The sequence below is a fragment of the Frankia sp. R82 genome, assembly GCF_023716925.1.
Classification (GTDB): Bacteria; Actinomycetota; Actinomycetes; order Frankiales; family Frankiaceae; genus Frankia.
Genome location: NZ_JAMQQG010000006.1, coordinates 61219 through 72416, shown reverse-complemented (window position 1 = coordinate 72416; position 11198 = coordinate 61219). Strand labels below are relative to the sequence as shown.

Annotated in this window: 10 protein-coding genes; all 10 read right to left on the bottom strand. The window is 72.7% G+C overall.

The window, feature by feature from the left end; genetic code table 11:
• The coding region (locus ND747_RS02820) for a hypothetical protein (RefSeq protein WP_251731510.1) at positions 1-520 on the bottom strand (520 nt) is incomplete at its 3' end.
• Between the two features lie 294 nt (positions 521-814).
• On the bottom strand, positions 815-2260 hold the full coding sequence (locus ND747_RS02815; RefSeq protein WP_251731509.1) for an RNA polymerase sigma factor: 1446 nt from the start codon (positions 2258-2260) through the stop codon (positions 815-817).
• Positions 2260-2679, bottom strand: coding sequence for a YciI family protein (locus ND747_RS02810; protein ID WP_251731507.1), 420 nt, complete (start codon positions 2677-2679; stop codon positions 2260-2262). Before ND747_RS02810 ends, ND747_RS02815 begins: the two co-directional genes overlap by 1 nt.
• 188 nt (positions 2680-2867) lie before the next feature.
• On the bottom strand, positions 2868-3986 hold the full coding sequence (locus ND747_RS02805; RefSeq protein WP_251731505.1) for an LLM class flavin-dependent oxidoreductase: 1119 nt from the start codon (positions 3984-3986) through the stop codon (positions 2868-2870).
• Between the two features lie 76 nt (positions 3987-4062).
• Entirely contained in the window at positions 4063-5139 is a 1077-nt protein-coding gene (locus ND747_RS02800; protein ID WP_251731504.1) for an LLM class flavin-dependent oxidoreductase, read from the bottom strand.
• Complete coding sequence (locus ND747_RS02795) at positions 5136-6479, bottom strand: ABC transporter ATP-binding protein (protein WP_251731502.1); 1344 nt, start codon at positions 6477-6479, stop codon at positions 5136-5138. The genes ND747_RS02800 and ND747_RS02795 overlap by 4 nt, the downstream gene beginning before the upstream one ends.
• Positions 6479-7561, bottom strand: a complete 1083-nt coding sequence (locus ND747_RS02790; RefSeq protein WP_251731500.1) for an ABC transporter ATP-binding protein — start codon at positions 7559-7561, stop codon at positions 6479-6481. The genes ND747_RS02795 and ND747_RS02790 overlap by 1 nt, the downstream gene beginning before the upstream one ends.
• Complete coding sequence (locus ND747_RS02785; protein WP_251731498.1) at positions 7554-8513, bottom strand: ABC transporter permease; 960 nt, start codon at positions 8511-8513, stop codon at positions 7554-7556. The genes ND747_RS02790 and ND747_RS02785 overlap by 8 nt, the downstream gene beginning before the upstream one ends.
• Positions 8510-9565, bottom strand: coding sequence for an ABC transporter permease (locus ND747_RS02780; protein ID WP_251731496.1), 1056 nt, complete (start codon positions 9563-9565; stop codon positions 8510-8512). The genes ND747_RS02785 and ND747_RS02780 overlap by 4 nt, the downstream gene beginning before the upstream one ends.
• Positions 9565-11157 carry an ABC transporter substrate-binding protein gene (locus ND747_RS02775; RefSeq protein ID WP_251731494.1) on the bottom strand — a complete coding sequence of 531 codons (1593 nt, stop codon included), beginning with the start codon at positions 11155-11157 and terminating at the stop codon, positions 9565-9567. Before ND747_RS02775 ends, ND747_RS02780 begins: the two co-directional genes overlap by 1 nt.
• Positions 11158-11198 lie beyond the last annotated feature (41 nt).

Below are 11198 nucleotides of genomic sequence, written 5' to 3'. Positions count from 1 at the left end.
CCCCGCCGATGGGCCGGGCCGCCGCCTGCGGGCCGCCCACCTCGTAGGCGTCGATGACCAGCGCCACGCGACGGGCCCGGCTGCCCGCGGCGATCGCCATGACCTCCAGGAACCCCAGCCCGGTGTCGGCCAGCCGGGCGGCATCGCCCTTCGCCCCGCCGCTGCCCTCCTCGCCGGCAACACCCTCCGTCCCGGCGGTGGCGAGAAAGATCTCGCCGTGGGCGCCGCGCACGATCGCGCCCACGTACCAGAACACCAGCAGGTCCACCGCGTCGGCGGCAGCCGCGGACAGCGCCGCCGTGACCTCGGCTGGCGAGGCCGGGTCGGCCACCACCCGGATCCGCCCGGGATCGAGCCCGCAGCCCTGCGCCAACGCGCCGGCAAGGTCGGCCACGGTGCGCCGGGCCTGCACGACCGCGCCGATCCTCGCGCCGGAACGCTGCGCCCCCACGCCGACCAGTACGGCCTGTGTCTGCGCGGCATCAAGATGTGTGCGTTCGCCCGTGTGGACGCCAGCCATGGTGCATCCCCCGTAAACATCCCCCGATGCCCCGGCCGGTCAGCCCGGTGGTCCTGGCCGGGACGGCGGCCCCGGCAACCCCGCAGGGCGGCGGACGGACGGCGGCGGGCGGACGGACGGAGACAGCCGTGTCCCCACACGGCTGTCTCGCATTGTATCGATCAACTACGACATCCACGCACGCTTTCGTCCCTGTCCGGACAACCTGGGACGTCCACGGCGGCGGGTCTGTCGGGGCGGTTCGCAGGGCGTGCCGGTGGTCGTGATCGGGGCCGGGCCGCGATGGGCGGCAGGTCAGGGGGGAGTGGGCAGGGCGGCGGCCTTGCGGAGCAGGATGGCGCGTTCGCGGGCGTTGGTGCACAGGCGGGCAGCCTGCTCGAGGTCCGCGCGGGCCTGGGCGGTGCGGCCCAACCGGGTCAGCAGTTCGCCGCGCACGGTGGGGAGCAGATGCGAGCCATCCAGGTGCCCGCCGGCGGCGAGCGCGTCGACGATCTCCAGCGCCGGCAGCGGGCCGTGGGCCATCGCGACGGCCACCGCCCGGTTGAGGTCGACCACGGGTGAGGGCGCCACCCGGCCCAGGGCCTCGTAGAGCAGCACGATCCGCTCCCAGTCGGTCGCCGCCACCGAGGACGCCCGGGCGTGACAGGCCGCGATCGCCGCCTGCAGCCCGTAGGGACCGAGGCCGCGCCCGCCGACGGTGGACGCCCGCCCCAGCGCGGCCAGCCCGCGCCGAACCGCCGCCCGGTCCCAGCGGCCACGGTCCTGGTCGGTGAGCAGGACGGGTTCGCCGTCCGGACCGGTGCGGGCCGGGAACCGGGCGGCGGTGAGCTCACACAGCGCGAGCAGGCCGTGCACCTCCGCCTCACCGGGCAGCAGGGCGACGAGCATCCGGGTCAGCCGGATCGCCTCGAAGGCCAGGTCCGGCCGCAGCAGATCGTCGCCGGTCGTGGCGGTCGAGCCCTCGGTGAAGATGACGTACAGCACGCTGAGCACCGCGCCGAGCCGTTCGCCCCGGTCCTCGGCCGGGGGCAGGGCGAACGGCACGCCGGCCGCGGCGATCGTCTTCTTCGCCCGGGTGATCCGGGCCTGGACGGTCGGCGTGGGTACCAGGAACGCCCGGGCGATCTCCGCACTCGACAGCCCGCCGACCACCCGCAGCGTCAGCGCGACCCGGGCCTGCGGTGCGAGCACCGGATGGCACGCCGTGAACATCAGCGCCAGCACGTCGTCGTGGACCCGGTCGGGGTCCCAGGGCAGATCGTCCGCGTCCTGGTGGGAGGTCGGCGTGAACGACGCGGCCGACAGCCCGTCGAGGGCGGCGCGGCCGGCCGGCACCATCGCTCCGGAGCTGGCCTGCCCCTCGGTGAGCTGGTGCGCGAGCTGGGCGTAGCGGTCGTCGCGGGCCGAGCGGCGGCGGAACGCGTCGATCGCCCGCCGCCGGCCCGTCGTGAGCAGCCACCCCGCCGGGCTGCGCGGCACGCCGGTCTCGGCCCAGGCGACGAGTGCCTCCGCGACCGCCTCCTGGGCGACGTCCTCGGCCAGGGCGAAGTCCCCGGTGAACCGGGCCAGCGCGCCGACGATGCGGGCCGCGTCGATCCGCCACACCGCCTCGACCGTCCGCCACACCGCCTCGACCGTCTGCCGCGCCGCCTGGCCGCCGTCGGGTGCGGCCGCCCCCTCGGGTGAGGTCGCGCCGCCTGAGGAGGCCGTGCCGCCTGGTGAGGTCGTGCCGCCTGGCATCAGAGCTGGCCGGTGCGCTCGCGCCAGGCCCGCTCCCGGACGACCCACTCGTTGTCCTGCGGGAACTCGTCGATGCTCGGGACCCGGCGGATCTCGCACTTCGAGCCGGGGATGGACGGCATCCGACGGGCCCACTCGACGGCCTCGTCCTTGGAGGCCACCTCGAGGAGGTAGAAGCCGCCGAACAGCTCCTTCGTCTCCCCGTACGGTCCGTCGGTGACCACCGGGGTCTCGCCGGAGTAGTCGACGACGACGCCCTGGTTCGCGTCGTCCAGGCCCTCCGCGGCGACCAGCACTCCGGCGTGGATCAGTTCCTCGTTGAACCGGCCGACCTTCTCGAGCATCTCGTCGAACGGCGTCGAGATCATCTGCTGGAACGACTCGTCGGTGTTTCGCATGATCAGCATGAACTTCGGCATGTGTCGATCTCCCTGCGTCCGGGCCGCGCTCCGACCCTCTCATCCACAGGTCGAACGAAACACCGGCGCATCGACACGGGACCGCACCAGAACCGAGGATTTTTTCGGCCACCGTCCGGGCCGCGTCCAGAGCACGTCCGGACTCCCGCGCCCAGGCCGTCTGGCCCGGGCGCGGGAGTCGACGCCGGCTAGGCGAGCTGGGGCTCGCGGACGCGGTCGGCGCCGGCCCGCAGCGCGGGGATGAGCTCCTTGCCCCACTCGACGACGTCCTCATACGGGTCGAAGCCGCGGATGAGGAAGGTGTCGACGCCGATCTCGTGGTAGCGCAGCAGCGCGTCGGCAACCTGCTGGGGGGTGCCCACGTGTCCGGACGAGTTGCCGCCCGGACCGGTCAGCGCGGTGACGCCGAACCACAGCCGCTCGTCGTGGACCTGCTGGCGGGCGGCTCGCTGCATCCGGGCGGACGACTCGGACTCGGTGGTGCCGAAGCTGCGGATGCCCAGGGCGGCCCCGGCGACCCCGCCGGCCCCGGCGGCCTCGACCCGGCGGCGGGTCTCGGCGAGGATGGTCTCGGCCCGGGCCCAGGCGGCGTCCTCGGTGTCGGCGATGATCGGGCGGGTGGACAGGCTGAACCGCAGGGTCCGGCCGTGCTTGGCCGCTTCGGCCCGCAGTGTCGCGATCCGCTCGGCGGTCTGCTCCAGCGGCTCGCCGAAGAGCATGTAGGTGTCGGCGTGCTGCGCTCCGACCTGCACCGCCGCGTCCGACTGGCCGCCGAAGAACAGCGGGATCCCGCCCGGACGCACCGGCTTCACCGTGCTGTAGGCGCCCTCGAACCGGTAGAACCGTCCCTCGTGGTCGAACGGCGTGTCGGAGGTGAGGGTGCGGCGCAGCACGTCCATGAACTCGGCGGTGCGCGCGTAGCGGGTGTCGTGGTCGGCGAAGTCGCCGTCGCGGCGTTGGTCGGCGTCGTTGCCACCGGAGATGTGGTGGATGGCGATCCGCCCGCCGCCGCTGAGGTGGTCGAGGGTGGCGAGCTTGCGGGCGACGAGGGTCGGCTGGACGAAGCCCGGCCGGTGCGCGATGAGCACGCCGAGGCGCGGCGTGGTCGCCAGGACGTGCCCGGCGACGGCGAACCCGTCGGGGGAGACAGCGCTGTAGCCGATCAGCACGCGGTCGAAACCGGCCGTGTCGTGGGCCTGCGCGAAACGGGTCAGGTAGGCGGTGTCGACGGCGGGCCCGTCGAAGTAGGAGCCGCGGGTCTCCGACGCCTCCTTGGTACCCACCATGCCGAGGATCTCGAGGGACATGCGCGCAACCTTCCTGGTACTGGACGTGCGGGACGAGCTGGACGTACAGGTCAGGCGGGACGTGCGGGACGAGCGGTCAGGCCGACACGGGCTCGCGCTCGGCGGTCTGCGCCCGGACGAGGCGGATGAGCGTGCCGTAGTCGCGGGCGTCCGAGACCGGGTCGAAACCGCGGATGAGCAGGGTGGAGACGCCGACGTTGACGTAGTCGACGAGAGACTCGGTGACCTGCTCGTAGCTGCCGACCAGGGCGGTGGAGTTGCCCGCGGCACCGGTGGCCTTGGCGATCGCCGTCCACAGCCGCTTGTCGTGCACGTCGCCCTCGGCGGCGTAGCGCAGCAGGCGCTGGCTGCCGACCTGGGTCGCGCCATCGATGTTGAACACCTTCTTCACCTCGCCGATCCGCTCGCGGGTGAGCTCGAGGATGTGGGCGGCCCGGTCCCAGGCGGCCTGCTCGGTGTCGGCCACAATGGGCCGCAGACTCACACTGAACCGGGTGTCGCGTCCGTACGGCGCGGCGACCGCCCGCACCTGCCGGATCCGCTCGATGATGCCGGCCAGCGGCTCGCCCCAGAACGCGTACACGTCGGCGTGCTTGCCCCCGACCCGGACCGCGTCCTCGGACGCCCCGCCGAAGTAGACCGGGATGCGTCCGGCCGGGGGGCGCACCGTCGAGAACCCGCCGCGGACCTGGTAGAACTCGCCGTCGTAGTCGAACGGTTCGGCCGCCTCCCACTCGCGGCGCAGCACGTCGAGGAACTCGTCGGTGCGCCGGTAGCGGGTCACCTTGTCGGACAGGTCGCCGTCGCGGGCCTGGTCGGCGTCGTCCCCGCCGGTGATGACATGCAGGGCGATCCGGCCGGGATGGAAGGCGTCCAGGGTGGCGAACGTGCGGGCGGCAATCGTCGGGGCGACGAAGCCGGGCCGGTGCGCGAGCAGCACTTTCAGTGTCGTGGTCCGGGAGAGCACCTGGTCGGCGAGGACGAAGCCGTCGGGCGTCGCGGAACTGTGCGCGACGAGCACCCGGTCGAACCCGGCGTCCTCGTGTGTACGCACCAGCAGCTCGAGGTAGTCCGGGTCGACGGCCGGCCCGCCGAAGCCCTGCGCCTCGCTGCCCGCGGAGGGGATGGCGATGCCGATGAACTCGATGCTCACAGCGAGGTTTCCTTCCGGGCGGTGGACGCGACAGCGGTGCCGGCGGGCACAGGAGTGCCAGTGGCCGCAGGAGTGCCAGTGGCGGCAGGAGTGTCAGTGGCGGCAGGAGTGTCAGTGGCCGCAGCGGTGGCGGTGGCGGAGAGCTGTGCGTGCCAGGTGCGGTCGTGGTGGCAGGCCGAGATCCAACTGCCGGCGGGACGGCCGGGCGCCTCCACCCGCGGCGGGGCGGCGTCACAGTCGACGGTGGCGAACGGGCAGCGGTGCGCGAACACACAGCCACCGGCGTCCCGCGCGTCCGGGCGTGGCCCGGCGGTCGAGCCCGCCGCCGAGGCGGTGTCCGGATCCGTGCTCGTGGCCGGGCCGGCGGGTGCCGGTCGTAGCGCGGCGGCGGCCTGCCGGTCACGGCCGTGGATGTCGGGTGCGGAGGCGATCAGCAGCGCGGTGTACGGGTGCCGCGGCTGGGCGAACACGTCGGCGATCGGGCCGTCCTCGACGACCCGTCCCCGGTAGAGCACGACCACCCGGTCGGCGATGCCGGCCAGCGAGCTCAGGTCGTGGGAGATCACCACGATGCCGACGGACAGCCGGCGGCGCAGCTCGTCGAGCAGGATCAGAATGTGGTTGCGGTTGGACGCGTCGAGCGCGCTGACCGGTTCGTCGCACAGCAGCAGCCGCGGGTCCGCGACGACGGCCCGGGCGATCGAGGCGCGCTGGCGCTGGCCGCCGGAGATCTGTGCCGGGCGTCGCTGCGCGACGACCGGGTCGAGGCCGACCAGGGTGAGCGCACCGGCGACCCGCGCGGCCCGCTCGGCCCGGCTGCCGACGCCGGCGATGGCCATGCCCTCGGCGATGCTCGCGCCGACGGTGAGCTCCGGGTCGAGAGAGCGCAGCGGATCCTGGAAGACGAACTGGATCGCCCCGCCGCGGCGGAACCGGCGCCGGGCCCGGGCGCGCAGGCCGAGGATGTCCTCGCCGTCGAGCCGGATCTGGCCACGGTCCGCGGGAGTGAGCCCGGCGATCGCGCGGGCCAGGGTCGTCTTGCCGGAACCCGTCTCGCCGACGATGCCGACGATCTCCCCGGGCCGCACGGTCAGCTCGATGTCGTCCAGCACCCGGGTGCGCCCGATCCCACCCCGCTCGAGGAAGGAGACGCCGAGCCCCTCGACCCGCAGCAACGGCACCGAGGACGGGCTCTCGGCCGCGCCGGCACGACCGGTGTCGGCGGCACCCGGATCGGCCTGGTCGACTGCGGGGACGCGGCCGGTGCCGGAGCGGGTGGACGGCACGCGTCCGGCGTCGGCGTGGGCCAGATCGGGGGTGACGAGGTCGATGTCGGTCATCAGGCGGCTCCTGCTCCGGCGGTGGCTCCGGTTCCCCGCAGCGCGATGTCCTCGACGCGCAGGCAGCGGACGGATCGGCCGTCCGGCTGGTCGGTCAGCGGCACCGGGCTGGTGCGGCACTCGGCGGTCGCGAAGGCACACCGGTCGGCGAACCGGCAGCCGGCGATCGTCGCCCCGACCGGCGGTGGCTGGCCGTCGATGACGGCCAGGGTGCGCCGGTCCCAGCTGCCGACCGAAGCGACCTGCAACAACGCCTCGGTGTAGGGGTGGCGGGGGGCGAGCAGCACCTCGGCGGTCGGGCCGGCCTCGACGAGTTCGCCGGCGTAGAACACCAGCACCCGGTCGCACAGTTCGGCGATGACGGCGAGATCGTGGGACACCGCGATGATCGACAGGCCCCGCTCGGCACGCAGGGACGCGAGCAGGTCGAGCACCTCGGCCTGGATGGTGACGTCCAGGGCCGTGGTCGCCTCGTCGGCGATGAGCAGTGCCGGATCGCCACAGACGGCGATGGCCAGCACCACCCGCTGCAGCATCCCGCCGGACAGTTCGTGTGGGTACTGCCGGTAGACCCGCTCGGGGTCGTGCAGCCCCATCGAGGCGAGCAGTCGGACGGCGGTGGTGCGGGCCGCACGGCGGGAGGCGCCGAGCTTCACCCGCAGCTGTTCGGCCACCTGGCGGCCCACCGGGTAGGACGGGTTGAGGTAGGACGCCGGGTCCTGGAACACCGCGGCGATGCCGGTGCCGCGCAGCCCGTCCCAGGCCCGCCGGGGCAGCCCGACCAGCTGGGTGCCGTCGAGGTCGATCGACCCGCCGCTGACCGCGCAGCCGGGGGCGAGCACGCCGAGCACCGAGCGGCAGACCAGCGTCTTGCCGCTGCCGGACTCGCCGACGATCCCGATGGCCTCGCCCCGGCGAACCTCGAACGACACCCCGTGGACGGCCTCGGTCGCCCCGCCGCCGATCGTGACCCGCAGGTCGTCGACCGTCAGCAGCACCGGAGCCGCATCGGCGACCGTTTCGGTGTGGGCGGCCGTTTCGGTGTGGGCGGCCGCGGTGCCGGCAGCGCTCGGCTCAGGCATGCGAGCTCTCCTCCTGCGCGGGGATGGCCACCGGTTGCGCCCTGGTCGCACCGTCCGGCTCGGTCGCGGGCCCGGCGGCGTAGGCGGGGCGCCGCCTGAACAGGCCGCGTGCGGTGGGAACGGACTCGAGCCCGGTGGTGTCGCGGATGGCGTCGGCGATCGCGTTGAGGGCTCCGGCGGTGAAGGCGATCGCGACGGCTGGCAGGATCGGCGCCCACGGCTGCTGGGACAGAAAGCCCAGGTCGCTCGACAGCATCCCGCCCCACGTCGGCGCCGGTGGCTTCACCCCGATGCCGAGGAAGGTCAGTGACGAGACGACGAGCAGAACCGCCGCGGCCAGCTGCGCCGTGGTGACCGCGATCGTCGGCAGCACCTTCGACCAGACGTGCCGACGGATGATCCACCAGCGGGACGCCCCCAGCAGCTCGGCGACCTCCACGTACTGCGCCCGGGTGAGGCTGAGCGCGGCGGCCAGGGTGACCCGGAACAGCAGTGGTGCGAGGAAGATCCCGATCGCGAGCATCGCCTGCGCCAGGCCGTTGCCGAGCACCCCGGTCACCGACACCGCGAAGATGATGTACGGCATGGTCATCACCGAGTCGACGATCCGCTGGGACACCCAGTCGAAGAACCGGCCGAAGAAGACCGAGGCGAGCCCCGCCGGCACGCCGATCACGAAGGCCACGGCGACCGCCTCGAGGGCGCCGACGATCGAGCGGCCGGTGGCGTCCATGAGCCGGGAGAGGACATCGCGGCCCAGGTAGTCGGTGCCGAGCCAGTGTTCGCCGCTCGGCCCGGACAGGGTGTGCGCGGTGTCCTGGGCGAGCGGATCGTGCGGGGCGAGCAGGCCGCCGGCGAAGCCGAGGAAGATGACGACGGCGAGGATCCCCAGGGAGATCCGCGCGGACCGCAGCCGCAGGGCCTGGCGTAGCTGACCGCCCGTGTCGCTCATTGTTCCCGCCTCTTCGCGTGCGGGGTGAGCCGCAGCAGGGCGGCGTTCACCAACAGGTTGGACAGCACGACCAGCGCGATCATGGTGACCAGGACACCCTGGATCACCGGGATGTCACCCTTGGCCGCCGCATCCAGGCTGAGCTTGCCGAGACCGGGCAGGTTGAACACCGCCTCGGCGACCACCATCGCCCCGATGACCTGCGGGACGTAGTAGCCGAGCACGGTGACCGCCGGCCCGGACGCGTTGCGCAGCGCATGGCCGAACACCACCCGCCGCCGGGTCAGCCCGCGCACCTCGGCCCCGACGACGTAGTTCTCCCGCAGCTCCCCGACCAGGGAGGTGCGCAGCTGGCGGGCGATGGCCACCGCGGCTTCCACCGCCAGCGCCAGCGCCGGCAGGATGGCGAAGCGCAGCCACTGGCCGAAGTCCTGGCTGATCGGCACGTAGCCGCCCGAGGGCAGGATCGGCAGCGTCACCGAGAACAGCACGATCAGCCCGATGCCGATGACGAACGGTGGGACGGTCGACGCCGCCGAGCACAGCATGGTGACCCCGCGGTCGAACCAGCCGCCGCCCGACAGCGCCGCTCCGATGCCCAGCGCCCCACCGGCCAGGATCGCGATCAGCAGGGCGACGATCGTGATCGAGACGTTCACCGGCAGCGCCTGGGTGATGCTGTCGGTGACCGGCAGGGTGGTGTAGTACGACCGGCCGAGGTCCCCGGTCACTGCATGGCCGAGCCAACTGAAGTACTGGACGAGGAACGGCCGGTCCAGACCGAAGTAGTGGTTCATCCGGTCGATGTCCGCGGGCGTCGCGGTCTCCCCGAGCACCTGGGCCGCGGGGTTGGTGTCGGTGAGGGCCCCGAGCCCGAAGGTGATGAACGTCGAGAGCAGCACCACCGGTATCCAGACCACCACGGCGGAGCGCAGCACCCGCAGCACGGGTCGCCCCAGCGCACCCCACCGCAGCGCGCCGCCGCGTCCCGCCGACGACTGGGTCGACGTCGGTGCCGGCGCCGTGGGCCGGCCGATCTCCAGCGTTGTCATCAGCTCACCCGGACCCCTTCGAAGCGCTGCACGGCGAGGAAGCTGCCGAGCGCGGAGACGTTCTTCTTGCGGGCGAGAATGCGCGGCGTGGTGAACAGGAAGATGTTCGGCATCGTCTCCACCGCGATCTTCGTGGCGGCCTGCAGCACCTTGGGATACTCCGGGTCGTCCAGCGGCGTCTTGCGCACCGTGGCGAGCGCGGCCGTGAGCTCCGGCGGGGTCTTGCGGCCGGGGTTCATCAGACCCTGCTCACCGAAGAGCACCTGGAAGGCCTGGACGGCCGAGTCCCGCCCGGCGAAGCCGTCCACCGCGAGGGCCTTGGAATGCTGGATGTACATGATCTGGGTGGCCTGGGCCGCCGGGATCGTGTCAATGGTGAGCTTCACCCCGATTTTCGCCAGCTGCGCCTGGACCTGTTCGGCGATTGCGGTGGACGCGCCGGTGGTGGTGATCGGGACTTCCAGGCCGGTGGCGTGGCCGGCCTCGGCGAGCAGCTTCTTCGCCTTTTCCGGGTCGTAGGGAAAGGCGTTGTCCAGGCTCGGGACGTGGCCGACATATCCCGGCGGGAAGGGCTGGTAGTTCACCACGCCATAGCCGAAGGTCTGGGTCTTCGCGAGTGCGGCGCGATCGATGCCGTACTTGAACGCCTCGACGACCTTCGGGTTGTCGAACGGCGCCTTGGTGACGTTCACGTCGAGCACCGTGGTGACCAGCGACGGGATGATCTGTACCGCAAGGCCGGCCGACTTCGCCGCGGACACCTGACTGGCCGGAATCTGGGCGACGTCGAGGCGTCCCGACTGCAGCGAGGCGATCGCCGTGGCGGCCTCGGGCGCCGGGTAGAGCTCGAAGGCGTCCAGGTGGATGTTCGCCTTGTCCCAGTAGCCGGGGAAGCGCACCAGGTTCGCCGACTGGTTCGGCACGTAGGCGGTGAGGCGGAACGGGCCGGCGCCGACCGGCTTCGTGGCGAGGCCCTTGGCGTCCTTCTCGAAGGCCGTGGGGCTCACGATCATGCCGGTCTTGCCGGCGAGCAGGCTCGGGATCTGGTAGTTGACGTTCGACAGGTTGAGGGTGACGGTGCGGGCGCTGTCGTTGGCCGTGATGGTCTGGACGTCGACCAGCTGCGCTGCGACCAGCGAGCCGGCGAAGTCCCGACCGCGCTCGAGGCTCTTGCGCACCGCGGTGGCGTTCAGCGGGGTGCCGTCGCTGAAGGTGAGGCCGGAGCGCAGCACGAAGGTGATCTGCTTGCCCGTGGCGTCGTACTTCCACGATTCGGCCAGTGCCGGGACCGGGTTGGCCTTCTCGTCCAGCTTGGTCAGCGCGGCATAGGTCAGTGACAGGGCGTGCACGTCCCAGCCGGCGGACGACGTCACCGGGTCCCAGGAGGTGACTTCCGACCAGCCCCACCGCAGTGTTCCGCCGTTGCCGCCACCGGCCGCGACCCCGGAGTCGCTGCCGCCACCGCAGGCGGCGAGCAACAGGGACGAGCCGGCAACTGCGCCGAGGCCGAGAAAGCCTCGACGGCCCAGCACCATCGCCTCACTACGGCGATCCTGGGAAGTCGAGTCGGCTCGTAGGTGTGCTGCGTTCACGGGGGCCGTGGTTCCTCTCTGGGGAAACGGATTCCGGGATG